This window comes from Blautia sp. AM47-4, assembly GCF_003479865.1.
In the GTDB taxonomy this organism is placed as follows: Bacteria; Bacillota; Clostridia; order Lachnospirales; family Lachnospiraceae; genus Fusicatenibacter; species Fusicatenibacter saccharivorans.
This window is the reverse complement of sequence record NZ_QUHY01000007.1, coordinates 151,946-174,307: the sequence shown is the minus strand read 5'-3', so window position 1 is coordinate 174,307 and position 22,362 is coordinate 151,946. Positions and strand designations below refer to the sequence as shown.

Here is a 22,362-nt window from a genome sequence, read left to right as displayed (position 1 = left end):
ATACGTTTCTGAGAATGCTTCATGCATAATCACATCCTTTTTTGAGCAGGTTCATGGCTTCTTTTTACAATATAAGCATATCAAAAAAAAGCAGAAGATATCTAATCCATTTCGGAATAAATATCTTCTGCTTTTAAGTTAATGACATTGAGTATTTAAGCCTTTTTATCTATGTATAATTTGATATTAACGTAAAAAAAGACCTCATAACCACATTTTTATGATTACAAGGTCTTCATTTTGTGTTTTATGAATGATTCGGCTTGTGTCTGGGCTGTTGATCCGGAAAAGGGACAGTTGGGAGTTGGTCAGTGATCGGGTGATGGGTGATTAGCACTCGGTCACTGGATCAACTGTTTTGCCCTTTTGAGGATCAATTGGGTTGCCCTTTGACACAAGATCTTTCTTCTTTTATTTTCGGATCTGTCCCGTTCCGTATACGATATTTTTAATCGACGTCAGCGCCAGCAGTCCCATTGGGCCTCTGGCGTGAAGTTTTTGGGTGCTGATTCCGATTTCGGCGCCGTAGCCGAATTCGAAGCCGTCGGTGAAGCGGGTGGAGGCGTTGACGTAGACTACAGCTGCATCGATTTCGTCCAGGAATTTCTGGGCGTGGGTGTAGTTGTTGGTGATGATTGCTTCGGAGTGTTTTGTGTTGTAGCGGTTGATGTGCGCGATCGCTTCGTCGATAGAGGAAACCGTTTTAATGGATACGATATAGTCGAGATACTCTTTTCCCCAGTCCTCTTCTGTCGCTTCTTCTGCTTCCGGCATGTATTCTCTTGCCTTTTCGTCTGCGCGCATTTCCACATGTTTTTCTTTTAATCGTTCCTCCAGAACCGGGAGCAGTTTTTCACGTACATTTTCGTGTACCACAATCGATTCACACGCATTACATACGCCGACGCGCTGTGTTTTTGCGTTCAGAATAATATCCACTGCCATGGAAAGATCGGCTGTCTCATCCACGTAGATATGACAGTTTCCGGTTCCTGTCTCAATGACAGGAATCGTGCTGTTTTCCACGACAGCGCGGATCAGTCCGGCACCGCCGCGCGGAATCAGAACATCGACATAGCGGTTCATCTTCATAAACTGCGCCGTCGTCTCGCGGGAGGTATCTTCGATCAGAAGCAGGGCGTCTTCCGGCACCTGCTCCTCTTTCAGTGTTTTCCGAAGAGAGGCAACAATCGCCGTATTCGAGTGGATTGCATCGCTTCCGCCTTTTAAAATCACGACATTTCCCGTTTTGAAGCAGAGTGCAAATGCATCCGCCGTCACATTTGGGCGTGCCTCGTAGATGATGCCGACAACACCGAGCGGAACACGTTTCTGTCCGATCAGAAGACCGTTCGGGCGTTTTTTCATTCCCAGCACTTCCCCGATTGGGTCGTCCAGTTCGGATACCTGACACATGCCTTCTGCCATTGCTTCAATCCGGCTTTTGTCCAGAAAGAGCCGGTCCAGAAGTCCCTGAGACATGCCTTTTTCTTTTCCATGCTCCATATCCAGCGCATTGGCCGCGATAATCGTTTCGGCGTCTGCCACAAGGTTTTCCGCTGCTTTTTTCAGCACACGGTTTTTCTTCTCCGTCTCCATGATTCGAAGCACAGGCTCCGCCTGGCGGGCTCTCGTTCCGATTTCTTCCAGCTTCATCATACTCGTCTCCTCCTCGTGTTGTCTTATCGTAATTGGCTTAACGGTAAATCTTCTGCTCTGTCACCAGCATCTGCGGCAGAACATCCGTCTCTTCAAACGGCACCGCATCAAACAGCTGAAACTCAAACGCCGCTGCAACCGTTGTAAACCCTGGATGTGCGGCAAGAAAGCGGTCATAAAATCCTTTTCCATATCCTACTCTGTGGCGCGCCGGATCAAAGGCCACACCGGGTACCAGCAGAAAGCCCTCTTCCCGCGTGCAGACCTTTCCGCCGTCCGGCTCCATAATGCCAAAATAGCCGGATTTCAGCGTGGAGAAATCTTTGATCTCATAATAAACCATATCATCGCCTTCCACGCGCGGCACAGCGACCGTCTTTCCCATTTGCAGGGCCTTCTCGATCAGATCCCGTGTCATGACTTCTTTTTTGAAGTCCATATACGCAAAAAAGCAGTCCGCATCCAGAAACTCCGGCAGAGCCGTGATTTTTTCATAAATCATACGGCTCTTTTCCTGAATTTCTTCCTGTGTGGCTGCTCTTCTTCGGGCAAAAACTTCTTTTCTAATGTTTCCTTTTGCTTCCATAGCGCTCCCCCAGATTTACGATTGTTCCGTCTTTCTCCTGCACATCAATATTGTCGAGCTGGGTACGGAGGTTCATTTTCACGGCTGCAATATATTCTCTCCGCAGCTTCTGCTGCTCTTCTTTCTCCGCCGGTGTCAGCCCCTCTGCTTTCGCCTTGCGGGCAAGTTCGTTGATTCTCTGTATATTAATTTCCATTTTCTGTATTTTTCTCCTTTGTTTCAACTCACAGTCGGTATTTTCACAGAGTCTGACATGTCGAAAATAGTTCGACTGTGACTCGCCTCATGTCAGTGGAGGATACCGATTTCTCTCCGCCTGCCACTACCGTTATGTTTCTTTTAACAATTCATCCCACCGCTTTAGAAGCGAGGGACTTGCTTGATTCGGTTAAATGACCGGATTTTCTTTTTATCTTACCGCAAAACACAGGATCTGTCCAGCCGATCTGAGAAAAATCCTGAAATCCAGCTTTATCACCGGATTTCAGTCTCATCTGCATAATTATCTAAAACAATCAGAACCCATGTTTTCCAAGATTCAGTTTAATCTTCTCTCCATTGCTGTCCCGGTACTTTGTGACACCCCACGGATCATCCTTGCTCCATGTCACGTCGATGGCCTTTCCGCTTGTGATATACGTTCCCATTCCGCCGTTTACCACATCAATATCGAGATATTCCGCATTGTCATCATACTTTTTCCAGGAACAGTACTGCACGATAATGTTCTTCACCGCAAGCTGTTCCTGTGTCATCTCATCGATCTGCGGTTCCCCGAACTGATAACGCAAATACGTGCCGCTCGCCTCATCGTACGAAAACCATGGATTATTGTGGAAATATCCGCCCGGTGCCACATAGGCGGCATTTCGTCCCTGTTCCAGCGTTTCCGGTTCTGTCTCGGATGCAAACTGGAAAAATCCGTCATAACCGTCTTTGTAAGATGTCCGGTAGCCGCAGAGATCGATTCCCGCTGCAATCCCGGCCGCGTCCAAATACGCATTGTGCGGCGACGGACGATCCGACGTCCGGTAATACACCTGTTCCGAATACTCCATGCCATTCACATTGTCTATGTGATCCGATTCGAGCAGCGGAATCGCATACGCCGCCTGTCCATAGTGGTAATACAGAGCGTCAAATCCCGCTGCCAGATACACATAATATTCGCGGCAACTCCGCACCGATCCGATCTTTTCGAGATCATCATAGTTTTCAAACAGCCCCATCAGGCGCGTAATGCCGCCTTCGACCGGCGCTTCATAGATCACTCCCGCACGGCTGATACCGCTCTGCGGGCAGGCGCTGATGATATTGCTCAGCATAACCGCCACCGGGCGCCTTCTTCCCTGTACTTCGGCGACAGGTTCTCCTGTCAGATAACTTTTCACCATACCTTCCGGCAGCGCATCCTCCGCGGGTGTCGGCTCAATCGCTTCCGGAACCAGCGGTTCCGGTGCCGGATCTTCGGTCGGGGCCGGTGGTTCCGTAGCTTTCGTTTCTGTCTTGCTTTCCCCTGCTGTCTCTTCTGAGACATAAGAAGTTCCTGCCGATGCAGTTTCCGGTGCCGTTTCCCCAATTTTCCGGCATCCGAACAGCATCATGCTTCCCAGCAGAGCAATCCCCAATGTGTAAAACCCTCTCTTTTTGATAAAGACCCCTCCTTTTCTTCTTTCAATCAGTCTCTTGTGATACCGAGACGCTGCAGCACCTCTTCCTGCTTTGCCTCCATCACGGCTGCTTCCTCCGGTGTCATATGATCATAACCCAGAAGATGCAGCATACTGTGTGCAACAAGAAAAGCAAATTCGCGTCTTAAAGAATGACCGTATTCCTCCGCCTGCGCTCTTGCGCGCGCAACAGAAATCACAATATCACCCAGCATCAGCTCACCGCTGTCCGGGTTAAAACAGTCATCTCCCTCTTCCGTCTCCAGAAAATCGAACGAAGCCGGAGAAGGATAATCTACCATCGGGAAAGAAAGCACGTCTGTCTCCCGGTCAATGTTTCTGTGTTCCCGGTTCATGGTGCGGATATTTTCCGGATCAGTCAGAATCAGTTCTACTTCTGCCTCATACGGGCACGCTTCCTGATCCAGCACACCATTGATTACCGCTGCTGCAACCTCTTCCGGATCAAATCCAAGGTCAAAATCCTGTTCATTTTCAAACGTCAGTGTCATTTATTTTCCCTCCGTTTTCTCGTCGTACTTTTTGCTCTGCCGCTGTGATTTTCCGGCTTTGCTTTCTTTTCATATTCATCGTAAGCCTGTACAATCTTCTGCACCAGCGGATGACGGACAACGTCCTTGCTTGTCAGCTCGCAGAAGGAAATTCCGTCTACTTTTTCAGTACCTGCATTGCCACATCAAGGCCGGAGCGTGTACCGGAAGGAAGGTCCTTCTGAGAGGCATCTCCGGTTACAATGACTTTGGAACCGAAACCGATACGGGTCAGGAACATCTTCATCTGCGCCGGTGTCGTATTCTGTGCCTCATCAAGGATAATAAACGCATTGTCGAGCGTACGGCCTCGCATGTACGCGAGCGGCGCAACCTCAATCAGGCCTTTTTCCATGTTTTTCTGGAAGCTCTCTGCTCCCATGATCTGATACAGCGCGTCGTAGAGCGGCCGCAGATACGGGTCAATTTTACTCTGCAGGTCGCCAGGCAGGAAACCGAGTTTTTCACCCGCCTCAATCGCCGGACGCGTCAGGATAATACGGCCTACCTCATCGTTTCGGAATGCCGTGATCGCCATCGCCATCGCAAGGTACGTTTTTCCGGTTCCGGCAGGGCCGACGCCGAAGACGATCATCTTTTCCCGGATCGCATCCACGTACGCTTTCTGACCGAGTGTTTTCGGTTTGACCGGACGGCCTGCGACCGTGTGGCAGATGCAGTCACTGTCGATTTCAGCAAGGCTGCTTCCGCTGTCCTCCATAACAAGTGAGATTGCATAATTGACGTTCTGTGTGTTGATATCATTTCCGCGGCGTGAGAGCTCCAGAAGCTGTGTCAGACATTCCTTTGCGCGCGCTGCATTCGATGCCGGGCCCACAATTTTTAAAACGCCGTCCCGGGAGATCAGCGTAACCGCCAGGGATCTCTCCAGGATTTTGATGTGTTCATCAAACTGGCCGAATACTTTCTTTTCATGTTCGATGGGCAGTTCCATCTGCAGTTCTATCATGTTGTTATTGCTGTTCATCTACCATTGTTTCCTTTCCATCCGACATCTTCTGCATTTCGCAGGGCTGTGCTTCTACGGCCCGTTCTATCACGCGAAGTGTCCCTTTTGTGATACATGACGTATCGTTAAGTTCTATTGTAACATGATTCTCCGATATTTGAAGTCCTTTTTCTGATAAATTTCTGTGGAATTTCTGATAATTCTGCGAGGCTTTTTCTTTTGCCTCGTGTTCTGAGTAAGTTTCTTTCTGAACTTCAAAAGGAAATTTCTGACGGTAGCCGAAATAAAACGGAAGGGCAAAGTTTTCTGTCAGATAAAGCTGCTGAAGGGATACTTCCTCGTCTGCTCCATTTTCCCTTTTCTCTGTTTTCTGATCCGCCGTTCCGGTCATGCTCCGCAAACTCTCCACAAAATTCTCCGGCAGCAGATTTCCAAGGAAAAATCGGTAAGCAGAAATCTGGAATACCGGCGTTTTTTTCTCTGCTTTCTGATATGTCCGTACCGTATGGGAAAGCGGAAAGGTATCATAATAGTACCACGTCGTCTCAAGGTCAATATCCGCGTCTGCGTGAACATAAGAATAATCATACGTTTCCCCACTGTCATTCACAAGCGGAATCTCGCCCTTTACAAGAATGTCTCCCGCTTGACATGTATCACCGGGGAGCACCTGCGGAATGCCGTTCCGTGTGATAATACGCACGACCGTCCCTTCTTTTTTCGCCACAAGATTCTGCGGATCATCTGCTTTTTCTTCGATCACATAGCCGTCTACGTTTTCTTTTACCGCAAGGACAAGCTGCGTCCCTTCTATTTTTGCGGACACCCAGGTCAGATTCGGAAACTGCTCCCGCAAATACGATGCGGTCTGGCTGCAGTCCACACGTTTTTTCCAGCTTCCATGATGAATCCCGGCCGCGTCAAGGCTGTTTAAGATCGTCTGCGTACTGTTCGCGTAATTTCCTTCCACATGAATATTCCAGATGAACTGCGACAGCGTGTAAAGTCCCGCCAGGCAGAGAAAAATACCAATAAAAAATGCCTTTCTTTTTAAACTTCGCCGGTAAAAGAAAGGCAGTCCCTGTTTTTTCTGTATTCGGATGCGCACACCGCTCTTGCGGCGGATCGGCAGGAGGCGGAAAAAATCTTCCGGCAGAAGGCTCATCTCAAAGCAGCCTGATGTTCTGTCACGTCCCACAGTGTGATGTTATGGTGCCCGCACAGATTGAAAAAACGCTCCGGTTCACGGCCCGTCACACGAATCCGCACACTGCCTTTCCAGAAAACCTTTCCCCTCTGCAAACGCACACCCCCTTTTCAGCATTGGAATGATTGGAATCATTACACTTATTGAAACGTCGCCTGATCGATTCTCCCTTCCACCCGCATCTCCTCCCCGGAATACGAAACAATCCGGATTCCCTCTCCCACAAGGAGCAGCCTGCCATATTGTGTAAGCACGCAGAGGCGGCACGCATTATATTCCAGAATCCTGCGGAAATTTTCAATCTGCACTTCTCTCCCGCCGTAAAACGTCACAACCGGCTCGCCAAAAGCAAGATCTGACGGAACCTGCATCGCCGAAAGCAGCTCCCCGCCCGGCGGATGGAGTGATTTTTTCTGCTTTTTCTTTTTTCGCATCCAAAACCTCCTCCGCTTTGCGGGTCTGCTTTTTGTTCTATCGCTATTTTATGCAGAAAAAAGCACAAAAATACCCCACAGCCGCTGGGGTTTCCTGCCCGATCAGGCTGCGGGGTTTCATTTCTCTTTTTTAAAAACATTTTTTGCAGGGTTCATACCCCTGGGCTTCTGCATTTTCTCTCGTCATCTGATATGCCCGATCCGGATTCATTCTGCCGCAGTTATTTTTGTTATGGTACTTCGATCCGGTCTCTGAAATCCACACGAGCTGTCCTCCATACGGATCCGATTCCTGCGGTGCTTCCGTTACCTGCGGTTCTTCGGCAGTCACTGCCGGCTGTGATTCTTCCGCTGCCTGCGTTTCGACGGTTTCTTCCGCCGCAGCTTCTATGGTTGGCTCAGGTGTCGGCGTCTCGGTCGGGTCAGCCGTTGGAGTTGGGGTAGCAGTCGGAGTCGGGGTAGCGGTCAGCGTTGGTGTTTCGGTCGGTGTTGCTGTCGGCGTTGGTGTTGATGTTTCAGTCGGGGTCGGCGTCGCTTTTTTCGTCGGCGCTGCCGTAACGCTGACGGAAACAGACTCTGCAGATGCCTTCTGTGTTTCCTTACTGCTGTACGTCACAGGTGTCAGCGCACAGGCGGAAACCAGCAGCAGCACAGGAAGCAGCACAGGAAGTGCTTTCGCCACATGAAACCGTTTCTTTATCGTATTCCAGGTAACCGGAAGCAAAAAGATTCCAAGCAGCAGCAGTGACAATGCATATGCCTTCTCCTCTTTCCAGTAACCGGCTCCCGCCAGCATCATCAGAATACCGAACAGATACCTGAGAAAATTTCCTGCCTTTCTCAGCATATTTCATTCCCCCTCTTGTGTATTTTCTGAATTTCTTACAGCGAAATCCTCTACTGTAAATACGTTTGAAAGAATGGAAAATTACATCACAGATTACGATTCTTTATAGAAAATCATGCTGAACCATATGACCATATGCTCGCCGAGGTAATAATCCATCATGTTTTTTTCAATCAGGTTTGCAACAACGATGCCGTGGCTCTCGATGCATGGATGCATCAGTTCAAGATGGCGGCAGCCGCCTCTCGGGTAGGTACATTTATCGCAGAGCTGGCAGGAATCGGAGGAAAGGGCGAAGGTGAGCAGGGTTTTGTCTTTTAAATGCTGCTCGATTTCGCGTGTGATTTTTTCGTGCTCCGATTTTGTTTTTAATGTCTCATCCATATCCATGATGTTGTCCACTTCTGCGATGCTGGAGAAGAACAGAACGTGATCGTAGTTCATGCAACGCTCCTTACAGACTTCAACAGTGCCTACCGCCGGCGGGCAGGACCAGGAGGCTCCGTAGCGGGAGCACTCCTTTTTGCAGATCTGGCGGACCCGGTCATTGAATTCGATGTCCTCCGGTTTTACAAATGCATACTGATAGATAGGAAACTGGGTAATATATTCTTCGATTTCTGTCTGTGTCATTTTGTCATCCCTTCTCTTTTGTTACAGATCTTTTTCCAGAAAAGCAAATACCATATTCCAGTACGTCTGGAGCATGCGCCCTCTGGTTCCAAACAATTCATGCTTTGCGCCCGGTACTTTTACCATTTTTGCCATGCCGGGACGGCGTTCTGCCATTTTCCGGATCATCCGCTCCTGGGCACGGTTGGACACAAGATGATCGTTCTCCGCCTGAAATAAAAGGACAGGAGCCTCGATCCGTTTCCATCCGCTCCGCATCAGATCGCGGTACAGATGTGCGGCGGCATGGAGCCATCCGTAAGAAGCGGCATTTAGGTGATACAGCGGCTCTTTTTCCCGCTTCTGCTGGTAATAGAGAAAGCGCGGACGGGAGAGGGACGAACTTTGTTTAAAGCTTTCGATTCCCTGGTATGGTTTCTGTCCTACCACATACTGTGTGCCTCGTTCTGTGGCACAGGCAAAAGCTGCGATCCGTTTTGCATCGGCGAACGGCACTTTTCCGGTCAGCGGACGGATCATCGGCGAACTCAAGACCACTTTCCGGAACAGATGCGGCGCTTTGGCGGCCGCTGCTGCTGCGATTCCGCCGCCCATCGAGTGAGAATAGAGAACGAGCGGAAGACCGCATGCCTCTGCTTTTGCTTTTCGTGCAACAAAGAGCAGATCTTCTACATAACGATGGTAGGAATCGACATAAACAAGCGACGGATCATCCACCAGACGGTAGCTCTTTCCGTGGCCGCAGTGTTCCGGCAGATAAACATGAAAATGCTCTTTGATAAAATAATACACGATCTCTTTATATTTCTCTGCATTTTCCGTAAAACCGTGTGAAATTACAACAACACCTCTCGGGCGGAATGCGCGGTAACGAAGAACATGAATCGGATGACCGCTCTCCCTTTCCCAGTAAAATTCTTCTGCATGAGCGGCGAGGTACGGCTCCACACCATTCTGCATCCGCTCCGCATAATTTTTTTCCTGTAATACGCGTGTTCTCATTAGCAAATCACCTGCTTTCATCCAGATACGAAAGGATATCCTGAAGATTGTCGATGGTACAGTCCGGTGTAACTTCAATTTTGTTCGGAAGATGATCCGGGTTGTACCAGCAGGTCAGGATTCCTGCATTTTTTCCGCCGCGGATATCACTTGTGAGGGAGTCGCCGACGATCACAACCTCATCCGGTGCATAACTTCCGATTTCGTTCCATACCGCATCAAAAAAATCCTTCTGCGGCTTGTCCACACCGACCTGTTCCGAGATAAAAACGCCGTCCAGAAGCTGATCAAGCCCGGAAAAGCGGAGTTTACGCTCCTGTGCAACAGTGGTTCCATTTGTTACTGCATACTGTTTTACGGTAGCTTTCAGCTGTTTTACCAGTTCATCTCCGTGATCGCAGAAGAAAGCCTTATCGCCGAGGCGGATCTGATATTCATCATTGAATACCTTTACCTGATCCGTCGGCAGTCCTTCCGATTCAAAAAATTCATGGAATCGTCCAAGCATCACCTGTTCTCTCGTAAGCTCTCCCGTCTCCAGCCGCTCCCAGTAACCGCGGTTGATCACGCTGTAGCGCTGCAGCATTTCGTCCGTGCAGGTTCCCATATGAAACTTGTTGAAACAGTACTCAATTGCATATCGTTCCGACATCTTAAAATTCAGAAGTGTTCCGTCGATGTCCCACAAAATTACTTTTATCAAAGAGAAATCCTCCCTTGGTTTCATTTGTATTTTCCAATTATCTGTTTTTCATTCTAGCATAGATTACAAATACGATCAATTGTATTTTAGGCATTGTATCTTTTGAGAAAAAGTGCTACGATAAAAAAGAATTTCCGTGAAAAAGAAAAGGAAGAAGGAAGAAACACTATGAAATTTACTTATCCAGCCGTTTTTCATAAAACCGAACAGGGAACCTACGAAGGTTATTTTCCAGATCTCGCCTGCTGCTATGCAAAAGGGGATACCCTCGACGAGGCGCTGGAAGATGCCATTCACTCCGCCTATGACTGGATCTCTCTGGAACTGACGGAAGAAGAACCTGATTTTCCGCCGGTATCGGATGTGGCAGATCTCGGGAAAAGCGAAGGTGAAATTGCAAGAAATATTGCCGTCAACATCCGGCTTTTTGAGGGATGGGACGAATAAGTTCAAAAAAGAGAAAGAAAACCGTATTGCTGCGATATTCGAAACGCGGCGATACGGTTTTCTTTTTATCTCTTCCAGGTTTTCAGCATCTCTTTTTCTTCTTTGCTGATCCGCAGCGACTCTCTGATTTTCTGAATTGTTTTGTTATGTGTCCAGTCATCGAGACTGTTTTCTTTCAGCAGTTTCTGTGTTTTTTCCGGAAATGAATATAACAGATCGATACTGCCCAGGCGACGGCCATTTTTACGTAATAGCCATCGTGATGAATCTTTTTCATCTCCTCCAGCACAGCATCGATATACGCTTCGTTGATAAAAAAGTCCAGCAGACACACAACACCAAACCGGATTTCATATTCCCGGCTGCTTTTCAGCCATTTCTGCAGATATCCATACCAATACTCCTGGTCTTTCTTCATAAAATGGCACGTTGCACAGGAGCTGTCACAGATTCCCCAGCTGTTGATCATCGGCACGAAGCGGTCCAGTTCTGCCGTCTGTTCTTCACGGGTCAGCTTTCCGTAGCCGATCATCATTCCGCGGATCAGAAGCTCCTCGTAGACTTCCGGATTAAACTGTTCGGTATAAACTTCATAATGGTCTCTTGCTGTCGCTTTTGCAATCCGTCGCGAAACCGGAATGCGGACACCAAGAATCCGACAGTTCTGTCCCGGAACAAGAGAGCTGTGAAATTCCCGGTATTTTGCATCTATATTGCTTTCCATTTCTGCCCGAATGGCCTGCATTACTTCCTGTTCCATATGATTCCCCCTCTCTTTTCTTTCTCTTTAAGATGTTTTACACGCTTTTTACAAATGTTTAACCCTGTTATTTCTGCACTTCTGATAAGATAAAATTAAAGTAAACGATAACATCCACCCTGCCAAATGCCAGATCTTTTCCGGCTGAAAGGTGAGTCTTATGAGAAAGAAATATACATTTTTTCAAAATATTCCATTCCTGTGCAAATTTCAGAAGCAGCCAGCCCTTGCAGAAGAAGCGCCAGTTGTTTCCACAACGCTGTCTATTCCGTTTTCCGGACCCGCAGAAAGATCCTTATATTTTACCGAAAACCCGGATTTTACCGCTCCCTCTGCCGGTATCCATTCCCGTCGTTTTCCGGGAAGCCGGATCTTTCTATATTCCAGCGATCCCGAGCACGATCTTGCGGCAGTTCCATCCTCTCTTTTCGATGTGCTGCACCGCTATTTTGCCGTCCATTCACCGGATGATGTCGTTTTATGGAAAGATGGCATTCTCTCCTTCCAGACCATGGAAAATCAGCCGCAGCCGTTGACTGCTCTTTGTACAACGGATGATGCACGGGATTCCAAAATCATTCCGTTCCCCACACTGTCAGAACGGCAGCGCATTTCACAGTAACTGCTATTTAGCCCAGCCAGCAGGAGCATGATGGAAAAAACCCCTTTCCGTCATGCTCCATTTTTACTCAATTCCGAGAATTCCACTAATCCGCTCTTTCGAAAGCCCCGCGCCGATTACAATCAGCACTTCCTGGCTCTCCGGCACTGCCTGGAATGTCATCTGTTCCCGCGTCGCATTGATTTCGCTCCACACAGTTTCGCCCGTCTTTACAATTCCTTTGATCCGGAATACATTGCCGCATGATGGATCCGCAAAGATTGCTTCTGCTGCCTTTTTCAGCGCTTCTTCCGTAATCTTCGGCTCCAGAAAGCAGAGCGAATCAAATGTCTGCTGCTCGCCGAAATCCAGCTTCCGGTAATCCTCCGAACGGTAACTGCATTCGGAGAGCCTTTTGAAATCATCCTCTGTCAGATCATCCCAGTTTTTCTGTAAAATTTCTGCATCAGAAAACTGTCTTCTGCAGCCTGCCTGCTCGAGCGTGCGGTTCAGATGGGCAATCGTTTCTTCTTTCTTTTCCTCCGAAACATTCTGTACTTTGCTCAGCACGATTTTACCAGCGTTCGCTGCCTCGGAAGCCAGCAGATACTCTTCTTCCTCCGACAGCTTCTCATCGAGCCCGGCATCCAGAATCGTGATGACGCTTCCCGCCTCATACCAGCGGTTCAGCGGCTCGTCGTACAGCGTGTCAAAGAACTCATCCACATCGTAAATCCCCGACGGTTCCACGAGAATGCGGTCGTAGCCGCTCATGCCCATCGAGATCAGTTTCGTGCGGAACCGTCTGCGGTGTGTCTCTTTGTCGCATCCGCCGGAAATCATCTCCAGCTCGCACTGATCGCCGCGCAGTTCCTGCAGAAGCAGCATATCCACATTGACTGCCCCAAAATCATTCTCCAGGATGCCGATGTTCTTTCCCTGCGCCATCAGATACTTTGCGTACTGTTTCAAAAAAGTCGTCTTCCCTGAGCCAAGGAAGCCTGTAATCAGATCAATTTTAATCATTTCTGCTGTCCTTTCTGCTGTCTTTTTCCGTCTGCAGCCTGCGAAGCTTCGAACACTCTATTTTCGTCTGCGCTCTTTGCCGGTAAATGTATCGATGTCTATGCGCCATACGGCAACGCGCTCCACCATCTCCGGCAGAAAAGCGATCTTCGCCTCCGGTGCGATATGCGCCATGATTTTTTCCAGGCCTTTCTTCTTTGCCTCCGGATCTGTCACCTCCGTGATGGTTCCGTTTCCCATGATACTGCGGTACGCATAGGAATACGCACACGTATAGTCACCTGTAATCACTTCATGGTTGTAATCCATCTCCACTGCCACGCGCGGATCCGCTGCAAATGCAGCCGCCTTCCGCCCTTCTTTTGTCCCATGCAGGTACAGACAGACGTGAAGAGTTCCATCTTCTTCCCGGACATCATATCCATAATTCATCGGCACGATAAACATGCCTTCCTCATCCATCGCCCCGATCCGCACAACCTCGCAGCTTTCCAGAATTTCTCTTAAAATTTCAGGATCTGTAATCTCCCGCTTTTTTAAACGCATTTCACGCATCGCAATCACACCTCTCTTATTCGCAGCTATTTATGATATGGCTCCCCGCAGTTAATGCGGTAGCTCCGGTAAATCTGTTCCAGCAGAATAACCCGCATCATCTGATGCGGAAATGTCATTTTTGAAAAACTGAGCGCATAGTTCGAACGCTTCAGAACTTCCTCGCCAAGCCCTAAGGAACCGCCGATCGCAAAAATAATATGGCTCGTTCCCTGCACGCCGAGCGTATCTATTTTCTGGGCCAGCTCCTCGGATGTGAGCTGTTTTCCCTTAATTTCCAATGTAATCAGATAAGCGTCATCCCGGATATATTTGAGAAGGCGCTCTGCTTCTTTGTTTTTGATATTTGTCTCTACGGTTTCACTCGCGTTGTCCGGTGTCTTTTCATCCGCCACCTCGATAATTTCCAGCTTTGCATAGCGGCTGAGGCGCTTGGAATACTCGGCAATCGCATCCCGTAGATATTTTTCTTTGATTTTTCCTACTGTCAATACTGTAATTTTCATTCTGTAATCTTAAAACCCTTTCGGATATCTGTCAAAAACACCAAAAGCCATATAGATCACTTTTTGTCCGCGTCTATATGGCTTTTAGTTTAGAAAAGCAATGCCTTATGCATTTTTGCTTTTGATATACTCATCAATTCCTTTAGCTCCGGCTTTTCCGGCACCCATAGCAAGGATAACGGTTGCTGCACCTGTTACAGCGTCACCGCCGGCGTAAACGCCCTCTTTGCTGGTCTTTCCGGTTTCTTCCTCAGCTACGATACATTTTCTTCTGTTGACATCCAGACCGTAGGTGGTGGAAGAAATCAACGGGTTCGGGGAAGTACCAAGAGACATGATAACTTCGTCTACTTCGATTTCGAACTCAGATCCTGGAATCTCAACCGGTCTTCTTCTTCCGGAAGCGTCCGGCTCGCCAAGTTCCATACGGATGCAGCGGATACCGGTTACCCAGTCTTTGTCGTCGGTCAGAATTTCTACCGGGTTGGTCAGAAGGTCGAAGATGATACCTTCCTCTTTTGCATGATGAACTTCCTCTGCACGGGCTGGAAGCTCCGCCTCAGAACGACGGTAAATAACGTGTACCTCTGCGCCGAGACGAAGTGCGGTTCTTGCAGCGTCCATAGCTACGTTGCCGCCGCCGACTACAGCAACTTTCTTGCCGTGTGCGATCGGGGTATCGTAATCATCGCGGAATGCTTTCATCAGGTTGTTTCTGGTCAGGAACTCGTTTGCAGAGAATACGCCGTTTGCGTTCTCACCCGGGATTCCCATGAACATCGGAAGGCCAGCACCGGAACCGATGAAGACTGCTTCAAATCCTTCGTCTTTTAACAGCTCGTCGATGGTAACGGATTTTCCGATGATAACGTTGGTCTCAATTTTAACACCGAGAGATTTTACGTTCTCGATCTCAGCAGCAACTACTTTGTCTTTCGGAAGACGGAACTCCGGAATACCGTAGCTTAATACACCGCCAGCTTTGTGAAGTGCCTCGAAAATGGTTACATCGTAACCAAGTTTTGCAAGGTCTCCTGCGCAGGTAAGTCCTGCCGGGCCGGAACCGATGACTGCGATCTTGTGGCCGTTTTTCTCTGCTGCCGGAACCGGTTTGATACCGTTTTCTTTTGCCCAGTCAGCAACGAAACGCTCCAGTTTACCGATGGAAACAGCGTCGCCTTTGATTCCGCGGACACATTTGCCCTCGCACTGGCTCTCCTGTGGACATACACGGCCGCAGACTGCTGGGAGCGCACTGGACTCACCGATAATCTTGTATGCTTCCTCGAAATTTCCTTCTTTTACCTGTGCAACGAATGCCGGAATGTTGATATTAACTGGGCATCCTGTGATACATTTTGCATTTTTGCAGCCCAGGCAGCGCTGTGCTTCTTCTACTGCTTCGTCTTTGTTGTATCCAAGACATACCTCATCGAAATTTGTGGCACGTACCTTCGGCTCCTGCTCACGTACCGGTACTCTATTTAATCCCTTTGCCATTATTTGTCACCTCCGCACTGGCCGCATCCACCGTGATGGGTTGCGCCTTCCTGGTATCTTAAGAGAGCTCTTCCCTCTTCTGTCTTGTACATCTGCTGACGTTTCATAGCCAGGTCGAAGTCTACCAGATGACCGTCAAACTCCGGTCCGTCTACGCAGGCAAATTTTACTTCATTGCCTACCATTAGACGACAGGCACCGCACATACCGGTTCCGTCTACCATGATCGGGTTCATGCTGACAACGGTCGGGATGTTCAGTTCTTTTGTCAGAAGACATACGAATTTCATCATGATCATCGGTCCGATGGCAACACAGACATCATACTGTTTGCCCTGGTTCTGTACAAGGTCGCGGAGTACATCGGTACCCATACCTTTTCTTACGTAAGAACCATCGTCTGTGGTTATGTACAGATTGCTGACAGCTGACATTTCTTTCTCGAGAATAACGAGATCTTTTGTCTTTGCTCCGACAATGGCGTCAGCAGTGATTCCATGCTCATGCAGCCATTTTAACTGCGGGTAAACCGGTGCAGTTCCAACACCGCCGGCTACGAATACGATCCGTTTTTTCTTCAGTTCTTCGATATCTTCGCTGCAGAACTCGGACGGCTGCCCCAGAGGTCCTACGAAATCCATGAAAGCATCTCCCGCTTTGAGATCTTTCATTTTTTTGGTAGATTCTCCGATCGGCATGAATACGATGGTGATAGTTCCTGCTTCTCTATCGTAATCACAAATGGTCAGAGGAATTCTTTCTCCTTCTTCATCTGCCTTGACAATAACAAACTGTCCAGGGAGGCAGTGCTGTGCTACTCGCGGTGCTTCTACTACCATACGGTAGATATTATTCGCGAGCATTTCCGCTTCTTGAATCTTGTACATAATATCCTCCTAATCTTGTTAGAAATATTTTAACAAAAGCACGACTTGGATTTTCGCGCATTTTATGTTAATACTTTATCACGTTTCCGGTTATTTGTAAACAACGGACAACATCTTTTCCCATCATCCGTGTTCCTCCAGATAATTTTCGAACTGTTCCATGGACATCAGAACTTTTCTCGGCTTGGTTCCTTCCTCCGGTCCTACGACACCGGCATCCGCGAGCTGGTCCATGATTCTGGCCGCGCGGTTGAAACCGATTTTCAGCACTCTCTGGAGCATGCCGATCGATGCCTTATCTTTTTCGATGATAAATTTTCCGGCTTCCACGAAGTAATTATCGCGGTTATCTCCGCCGCCTGCGGCAGAACCGCCATCCAGGCTTACGGTGTGAATCCGTTTTTCGATATCCGGATCATAAGCGTTCTCGCCGTAGTGATCTTTTAAGTAGGCAACGACATCGCTGACCTCTTTATCCGAAACAAAGGATCCCTGCAGACGGGCCGGTTTCTGGTAATCCTGCGGCTTGTAGAGCATATCGCCTTTTCCAAGCAGTTTTTCCGCACCTCCCATGTCGAGGATCGTACGGGAATCTACGCTGGAAGAAACCGAGAATGCAATACGGGACGGCATATTTGCCTTGATAAGACCAGTGATGACATTGACGGAAGGTCTCTGTGTTGCAATAATCAGATGGATGCCGGCCGCACGGGCAAGCTGTGCCAGACGGCAGATCGCATCCTCCACTTCTCCCGGCGCAACCATCATCAGGTCGGCAAGCTCATCCACGATAATGACGATCTGCGGCAGTTTTTCCGGTTTTTTGCCGTTTTCATCCGGCGGCAGCTCGGCAACTTTTGCATTGTAGCCTTTCATATCGCGCACGTTGAATTCCGCAAATTTGTTATAACGGTCTGTCATCTCCGCAACCGCCCAGTTCAGAGCTCCGGAAGCCTTTTTCGGGTCTGTGACAACAGGAATAAAAAGGTGCGGAATGCCGTTATAAACAGAAAGCTCAACGACCTCGGGTCGATCATGATCAGTTTGACGTCTTCCGGTTTTGCCTTATAAATAATACTCATAATCAGTGTGTTGATGCAGACCGATTTACCGGAACCGGTCGCACCGGCGATCAGAAGATGAGGCATTTTCGCGATATCTGCGATGACCGGCTGACCGGCGATGTCTTTTCCGACAGCAAAGGCCAGATTCGAAGAAAAGTTCTTAAACTCCGGTGTTTCAAGAAGATCACGCAGCATCACGGCCGTGTTCGTCTTATTTGGAACCTCGATTCCGACTGCGGATTTTCCCGGGATCGGTGCCTCAATGCGGACATCTGCTGCTGCAAGACTCAGCTTGATATCGTCGGTCAATCCGACAATCCGGCTTACTTTCACGCCCTGTTCCGGCATCAGCTCATACCGTGTGACGGTCGGTCCGCAGCTTACGTTATTGACTGTAACTTTGACACCGAAGCTGTCCAGCGTCTCCTCCAGTTTCCGCGCTACTTCCCGCAAATGCGCATCGGAATCGCCCATGGCACCGCGCATCCCTTTTTTCAGAAGATTCATCGGCGGTGTTTTGTACTCCGGCCGCTTTTCCTCTGCTTTTTTCCCGATTTCCTGACGAATGCCGTCTATATCCGCCTCGATCTCTTCACAGGAAGACCGCGGATTTCTCGTATGATCCGCAGACGTTTTCTCTTTTTTCGCCTCTTCTGCAGCTTGCCGTGTCATCTCCGGTCCTGTCTTTTCCGGCTCTTCAGCCGGCACAGAACCACGGTGAATCGAAAGCTCCGGCATCTCCATCTGATGGGTATCGTCGTTTTCGTTTAAATCAGCCTTCGATTCCACATGAGAAAGAAGGCGGGATTTCTTTTTCTTCCCGGCTTTTTTCGGTTCCTCCACTGGCTCAAGAATCAGCTCTTTTCCTTCCTCTTCCTCCATCGCAGCTTGGCGCGCCAGACGCTCCTGGCGGCGCTCCTCCGCCATCCGGCGGTGGTCATTCGTCTTTTCATGGATCGGCGCGAGAATCGGCTTCTGCGTCATCACGATCACGGAAATCACGATGGCGATCACAATAATCACCCACGCACCGATCTGGCCGAATCCCATGCCGAGAATTTTCACGACAGACCCTCCTAAGATTCCTCCGCCGAGATGATCGTAGGCGCTGTCAAAATAGTAATCCAGAAATGTCGTATCTCTCGTATAGCCGGACGCCAGAAGCTGCATAAAAGCGCAGAAAAAGACGAAGCAGCTGATCGCTCCCCCGGTTTTCCGCACAATTAAAAAGTTCTGTCTGTTTGCTATGTAAAATGCTGTTCCAAAGAAGATCAGAACCGGTGCTGCCCACTCTGTCACGCCGAAAAGGCCGAAAAAGAAGTCGCAGACAGCCTGTCCGATCACGCCGCCCATACCGAAATTACTGAGCATCAGCAGAATCGAAACAGCAAGCACGGAAAGCAGAATAATTTCTGCGCGCACTCCCTCGTCCATCGGCTCACGGACTGTGTTTTTCCTTGTGCCGGAGGTACGTTTTGCGGTACTGCTCTTTTTCGCCGTTGTTTTTCTGGCCGTTGTTTGGGTCTGTTTCTTTTTTGCTGTTCCGGAAGCAGAAGTTTTTTTCTTTGTCTTCCCGCTTCCCTTTGTTGTATTTGCCATGCAGAACTTCTCCCCTTTCTCGTATTACAGCAGAAAATATCCTGCAATGGAGAATGTCCCGACAAGAAGACAGTACAAAGCAAAATATTTCAGTTTCCGTTTTTTCACCACACGCATCAGAATGCGGATCGTAAAGTAACCGGCAAGTGCCGCCATGAAAACGCCGACCAGATATACCGGATGAAAAACAATTTTATTTTTTCCCATGGTCGCAATTTCAACGATCGTTGCCCCGATAATCGCCGGAACACTCACAATCAGAGAGTATTTCACAGCGTACGAACGGGTCATGCCGCCGATCACACACGCAGAAATAGTCGAACCAAGACGGGAAAGACCCGGAATCGTGGAAAAGCCTTGGAAGAATCCGGCAATCAGTGCATCTTTCGGCTTCAAATTTTTCTGCGTTTTTTCTCCCTCCGGAAGCATATCTGCCACCACAAGCAGAATCGCCGTCAGATACAGACCAACGCCAGGTGCCAGCAGATTCGAGGAGGTCAGTGTGACAAGGCTCTGAATCATGCCGCCGATTACAGCAGTCGGGATGGTGGTCAGAATCAGCAGGAAAGCAAGCATACGGTAGTTGCTGCCGAGTACCTTCCGGTACTGCTTTCTCTCCTGATGCTGACTGGAAAAGTGTTCCTTTAAATTATGAAACAGATCGATTATGATTCCGCACAGCGCGAGGAAGAGACGTTTCCATTCCTTCGAAAATGTGAGCAGAATTGCAATCATGGAGCCAAAGTGCAAAAGCACATTGAAAAACACCGTCTGCGTATCTTCGATCTTCATAAAGTGACGGAAGATAATCAGATGTGCGGAGCTGCTGATCGGCAGGAATTCCGTGATTCCCTGGATCAGGCCCAGAAATAAAGCTTCTATTACTGTCATTTTTTTATCCTGTTCCCTTATTTTTCTCTTTTGTGAAAGTCCGGACAAAACTTCCGTTCGAATTTTCACAGCGAACTCATTCTAACACAAAATCCCCTGAAACACAAGCCGCGCCGTGAAGTCAATTTTCTGTCCCTGCTGCCTTTTTCATCAGCTCATTCAGCTTTTCGAGCGCGCGGGCAATGCCGCCGACCTCGTCGATCAGGCCTTCTTCCACTGCCTGCGGGCCGTCCAGCATTGTTCCGACATCCTTGACCAGCATTTTCGTATCGAGCATCAGCTCCTCGAGCCGTTCCTTGGTGATTTTAGAATGGGCCGATACAAAACCTGTGATCCGATCCTGCGTCTTTTCCATATTACGGTACGTCTGTGCAACACCGATGAACATGCCGTTTGTACGCACCGGGTGAATGACCATGGTGGCACTCGGCACGATCAGCGAATAGTCTGCTGCAACGGCGAGCGGGACACCGATCGAATGACCACCCCCTAAAACGAGCGATACCGCAGGCTTTCGCATGGACGCAATCATCTCTGCAATTGCAAGACCGGCCTCCACATCTCCGCCTACGGTATTCAGGAGAATCAGAAGACCATCAATACTTTTGTCCTCCTCGGCACGGGCAAGAGCAGGGAGAATGTGCTCATAGCGCGTCGCTTTCGTGCGCTCGCCGAGTGATTCATGCCCCTCCACCTCGCCGATGATGGACAGCAGATAAATGTTGGTCTTCAGTTCTACAATATTTTCTTTTTCTGTCTGGTTTTTCTGTGATTCTGCCATACGGATTTCCTCTTTTCTGCTATTCCAAAATAGCTTCATCAGTATGCGCAGATTCTTATGATTCTATGTAATTTCCAGCGAAATTACTCGTCCAGATTGGTGTATACGTACTGTACGTCGTCGTCGTCATCCAGCAGATCCAGGGTACGGTTCAGATCTTTTAATGCCTGCGGATCGGTCAGCTCTACGTAGGTCTGTGGGATCATGGTAACGTCTGCCTCTGCCATGGCGATACCGTCTTTCTCCAGAGCCTCACGTACTGCGGAGAAGTCATCCGGATCGGTAATGATTTCGTAGCTGTCCTCTTCGTCTGCGAAGTCTTCTGCGCCTGCATCCAGAGCAAGCATCATCAGATCGTCAGCATCCATTTCGCACTCTTCTTTGTCGATGATGATCTGGCCTTTTTTGTCGAACATGTAGGATACGCATCCCGGTGTTCCAACGCTTCCGTTTCCTTTGGTGAAAGCGCTTCTTACGTTTGCTGCGGTACGGTTCTTGTTGTCGGTCAGAGTCTCTACGATGATCGCGATACCATTCGGGCCATAACCTTCGTAGGTGATACGCTCGTAGTTGTCTGCGTTTGCATCTCCGGCAGCTTTTTTAATACCGCGGTCGATGGTATCGTTCGGCATGTTGTTTGCTTTTGCTTTTGCGATAACGTCACGCAGCTTGCTGTTGTTTGCCGGATCCGGTCCGCCCTCTTTGACAGCGATTACGATCTCACGGCCGATGATGGTAAAGATTTTACCTTTTTTTGCGTCGTTTTTTTCTTTCTTATGCTTAATATTGGCAAATTTTGAATGTCCTGACATACCTCTTTTGTCTCCTTTATTTAAAGTATTACTTTTCTGTAAAAAGGTTTCCCCGAAAAACGGCAGAAGCCCATATAATATAGAATATAGCACGATCTTTCTCATTCGTCAACCGTGAACCGCGCCAAAAATACCCCTTATGTAGGCAGATCCAGGCTGATTTTCAGTGCTTCGTTCACAAGGGCCAGCTGTTCCGGCGTCAGATGACAGATTTTATCTTTCAGCCTTCTCTTATCGATCGTCCGAAGCTGTTCCAGTAAAATAACAGAATCCCGTACAATCCCATAGGCGGACGCTTCGATCTCAATGTGCGTCGGCAGCTTCGCCTTATTCATCCTCGATGTAATCGCCGCACAGATCACCGTCGGACTGTGCCGGTTGCCGATGTCATTCTGAATGATCAGCACCGGACGGACACCGCCCTGCTCACTTCCCACAACGGGCCGCAGGTCGGCATAATATACATCGCCACGCTTGATTACCACTTGTGCTCACTCTCCGATTCTTTCCGTTTTGCTTTCCCATACGATAACGATCCGGCGTTTTACGCCTTTTAAAATCGTTTCCATGTATTTAATATTGCCTGTTTTTCCGGAGGTATTCACAAATTTCATCCGGCGCTTCAAAAAAGTCCGCCCGGAGTTTTTTTGGGAACCCGTGATTCTGATCTG

General features: G+C 48.7%; 25 protein-coding genes and 2 pseudogenes. 2 read left to right on the top strand and 25 right to left on the bottom strand.

The features are described from left to right. Nucleotides 1–411 precede the first annotated feature (411 nt). The 13 genes and pseudogenes from DW965_RS07115 to DW965_RS07060 all read right to left on the bottom strand — a co-directional run bounded on the left by DW965_RS07115 (nucleotide 412) and on the right by DW965_RS07060 (nucleotide 10,262). Complete coding sequence (locus tag DW965_RS07115) at nucleotides 412–1,656, bottom strand: glutamate-5-semialdehyde dehydrogenase (protein WP_117760579.1); 1,245 nt, start codon at nucleotides 1,654–1,656, stop codon at nucleotides 412–414. Nucleotides 1,657–1,696: 40 nt separating this feature from the next. Next, on the bottom strand, nucleotides 1,697–2,245 hold the full coding sequence (locus tag DW965_RS07110; protein WP_055228183.1) for a 5-formyltetrahydrofolate cyclo-ligase: 549 nt from the start codon (nucleotides 2,243–2,245) through the stop codon (nucleotides 1,697–1,699). Beyond that, complete coding sequence (locus DW965_RS19315; RefSeq protein ID WP_055267865.1) at nucleotides 2,223–2,441, bottom strand: DUF896 domain-containing protein; 219 nt, start codon at nucleotides 2,439–2,441, stop codon at nucleotides 2,223–2,225. Before DW965_RS19315 ends, DW965_RS07110 begins: the two co-directional genes overlap by 23 nt. A 319-nt stretch (nucleotides 2,442–2,760) precedes the next feature. Next, nucleotides 2,761–3,873, bottom strand: coding sequence for a DUF3048 domain-containing protein (locus tag DW965_RS07105; RefSeq protein ID WP_119198180.1), 1,113 nt, complete (start codon nucleotides 3,871–3,873; stop codon nucleotides 2,761–2,763). A gap of 50 nt (nucleotides 3,874–3,923) precedes the next feature. Further along, complete coding sequence (gene ybeY / locus DW965_RS07100) at nucleotides 3,924–4,427, bottom strand: rRNA maturation RNase YbeY (protein WP_055228185.1); 504 nt, start codon at nucleotides 4,425–4,427, stop codon at nucleotides 3,924–3,926. Continuing rightward, nucleotides 4,424–5,454, bottom strand: a pseudogene (locus DW965_RS07095) (PhoH family protein). The gene ybeY and the pseudogene DW965_RS07095 overlap by 4 nt, the downstream one beginning before the upstream one ends. Continuing rightward, on the bottom strand, nucleotides 5,441–6,601 hold the full coding sequence (locus tag DW965_RS07090; protein ID WP_119188718.1) for a sporulation protein YqfD: 1,161 nt from the start codon (nucleotides 6,599–6,601) through the stop codon (nucleotides 5,441–5,443). Before DW965_RS07090 ends, DW965_RS07095 begins: the two are co-directional and overlap by 14 nt. Then, entirely contained in the window at nucleotides 6,598–6,738 is a 141-nt protein-coding gene (locus DW965_RS22500) for a sporulation protein YqfD (RefSeq protein ID WP_158580094.1), read from the bottom strand. Before DW965_RS22500 ends, DW965_RS07090 begins: the two co-directional genes overlap by 4 nt. A 45-nt stretch (nucleotides 6,739–6,783) precedes the next feature. Then, nucleotides 6,784–7,077 carry a YabP/YqfC family sporulation protein gene (locus DW965_RS07080; RefSeq protein WP_055267857.1) on the bottom strand — a complete coding sequence of 98 codons (294 nt, stop codon included), beginning with the start codon at nucleotides 7,075–7,077 and terminating at the stop codon, nucleotides 6,784–6,786. A 130-nt stretch (nucleotides 7,078–7,207) separates the two neighbouring features. Then, complete coding sequence (locus tag DW965_RS21060; RefSeq protein ID WP_055217959.1) at nucleotides 7,208–7,924, bottom strand: hypothetical protein; 717 nt, start codon at nucleotides 7,922–7,924, stop codon at nucleotides 7,208–7,210. 93 nt (nucleotides 7,925–8,017) lie between these two features. Next, nucleotides 8,018–8,557: a DUF2284 domain-containing protein gene (locus DW965_RS07070; RefSeq protein ID WP_055217961.1), complete on the bottom strand. Its 540-nt coding sequence runs from the start codon at nucleotides 8,555–8,557 to the stop codon at nucleotides 8,018–8,020. Between the two features lie 21 nt (nucleotides 8,558–8,578). Next, nucleotides 8,579–9,559: an alpha/beta fold hydrolase gene (locus tag DW965_RS07065; RefSeq protein WP_055267855.1), complete on the bottom strand. Its 981-nt coding sequence runs from the start codon at nucleotides 9,557–9,559 to the stop codon at nucleotides 8,579–8,581. A 7-nt stretch (nucleotides 9,560–9,566) separates the two neighbouring features. Continuing rightward, nucleotides 9,567–10,262 carry a YjjG family noncanonical pyrimidine nucleotidase gene (locus tag DW965_RS07060; protein WP_158582815.1) on the bottom strand — a complete coding sequence of 232 codons (696 nt, stop codon included), beginning with the start codon at nucleotides 10,260–10,262 and terminating at the stop codon, nucleotides 9,567–9,569. 168 nt (nucleotides 10,263–10,430) lie between these two features. Between DW965_RS07060 and DW965_RS07055 the strand changes: the two genes are divergently transcribed. Further along, nucleotides 10,431–10,709, top strand: a complete 279-nt coding sequence (locus DW965_RS07055; RefSeq protein WP_055228190.1) for a type II toxin-antitoxin system HicB family antitoxin — start codon at nucleotides 10,431–10,433, stop codon at nucleotides 10,707–10,709. Nucleotides 10,710–10,884: 175 nt separating this feature from the next. Here DW965_RS07055 and DW965_RS07050 read toward each other — a convergent pair whose 3' ends face one another. Then, the gene (locus tag DW965_RS07050; RefSeq protein WP_243036472.1) at nucleotides 10,885–11,469 is read right to left on the bottom strand and encodes a DNA alkylation repair protein; all 585 of its coding nucleotides are present in this window, start codon (nucleotides 11,467–11,469) and stop codon (nucleotides 10,885–10,887) included. Between the two features lie 160 nt (nucleotides 11,470–11,629). Here DW965_RS07050 and DW965_RS07045 point away from each other — a divergent pair, with 160 nt between their 5' ends. After that, nucleotides 11,630–12,091: a hypothetical protein gene (locus tag DW965_RS07045; protein ID WP_119198178.1), complete on the top strand. Its 462-nt coding sequence runs from the start codon at nucleotides 11,630–11,632 to the stop codon at nucleotides 12,089–12,091. 63 nt (nucleotides 12,092–12,154) lie between these two features. Here DW965_RS07045 and DW965_RS07040 read toward each other — a convergent pair whose 3' ends face one another. The 11 genes and pseudogenes from DW965_RS07040 to DW965_RS20390 form a co-directional block, all read right to left on the bottom strand. Then, the gene (locus tag DW965_RS07040; protein WP_119198177.1) at nucleotides 12,155–13,096 is read right to left on the bottom strand and encodes a GTP-binding protein; all 942 of its coding nucleotides are present in this window, start codon (nucleotides 13,094–13,096) and stop codon (nucleotides 12,155–12,157) included. Between the two features lie 57 nt (nucleotides 13,097–13,153). Beyond that, the gene (locus tag DW965_RS07035; RefSeq protein ID WP_117760308.1) at nucleotides 13,154–13,651 is read right to left on the bottom strand and encodes a pyridoxamine 5'-phosphate oxidase family protein; all 498 of its coding nucleotides are present in this window, start codon (nucleotides 13,649–13,651) and stop codon (nucleotides 13,154–13,156) included. A 26-nt stretch (nucleotides 13,652–13,677) separates the two neighbouring features. Then, nucleotides 13,678–14,157 carry a 23S rRNA (pseudouridine(1915)-N(3))-methyltransferase RlmH gene (gene rlmH / locus DW965_RS07030; RefSeq protein ID WP_117760309.1) on the bottom strand — a complete coding sequence of 160 codons (480 nt, stop codon included), beginning with the start codon at nucleotides 14,155–14,157 and terminating at the stop codon, nucleotides 13,678–13,680. A gap of 105 nt (nucleotides 14,158–14,262) precedes the next feature. After that, nucleotides 14,263–15,657, bottom strand: coding sequence for an NADPH-dependent glutamate synthase (gene gltA, locus DW965_RS07025; RefSeq protein WP_117760310.1), 1,395 nt, complete (start codon nucleotides 15,655–15,657; stop codon nucleotides 14,263–14,265). Next, nucleotides 15,657–16,544: a sulfide/dihydroorotate dehydrogenase-like FAD/NAD-binding protein gene (locus DW965_RS07020; protein WP_055217977.1), complete on the bottom strand. Its 888-nt coding sequence runs from the start codon at nucleotides 16,542–16,544 to the stop codon at nucleotides 15,657–15,659. The genes gltA and DW965_RS07020 overlap by 1 nt, the downstream gene beginning before the upstream one ends. A gap of 123 nt (nucleotides 16,545–16,667) precedes the next feature. Continuing rightward, nucleotides 16,668–19,042 (bottom strand): annotated as a pseudogene (locus DW965_RS07015) (DNA translocase FtsK 4TM domain-containing protein). A gap of 189 nt (nucleotides 19,043–19,231) precedes the next feature. Further along, a complete protein-coding gene (locus DW965_RS07010; protein ID WP_022462569.1) occupies nucleotides 19,232–20,098 on the bottom strand; it encodes an undecaprenyl-diphosphate phosphatase in 867 nt (288 codons plus the stop codon). Nucleotides 20,099–20,219: 121 nt separating this feature from the next. Next, on the bottom strand, nucleotides 20,220–20,879 hold the full coding sequence (locus DW965_RS07005) for a ClpP family protease (RefSeq protein WP_022462570.1): 660 nt from the start codon (nucleotides 20,877–20,879) through the stop codon (nucleotides 20,220–20,222). A gap of 83 nt (nucleotides 20,880–20,962) precedes the next feature. After that, nucleotides 20,963–21,691, bottom strand: coding sequence for a YebC/PmpR family DNA-binding transcriptional regulator (locus tag DW965_RS07000; protein ID WP_022462571.1), 729 nt, complete (start codon nucleotides 21,689–21,691; stop codon nucleotides 20,963–20,965). A gap of 137 nt (nucleotides 21,692–21,828) precedes the next feature. Further along, nucleotides 21,829–22,176 carry a type II toxin-antitoxin system PemK/MazF family toxin gene (locus DW965_RS06995; protein ID WP_022462572.1) on the bottom strand — a complete coding sequence of 116 codons (348 nt, stop codon included), beginning with the start codon at nucleotides 22,174–22,176 and terminating at the stop codon, nucleotides 21,829–21,831. Between the two features lie 6 nt (nucleotides 22,177–22,182). Further along, entirely contained in the window at nucleotides 22,183–22,305 is a 123-nt protein-coding gene (locus tag DW965_RS20390) for a hypothetical protein (protein ID WP_256372849.1), read from the bottom strand. Nucleotides 22,306–22,362 lie beyond the last annotated feature (57 nt).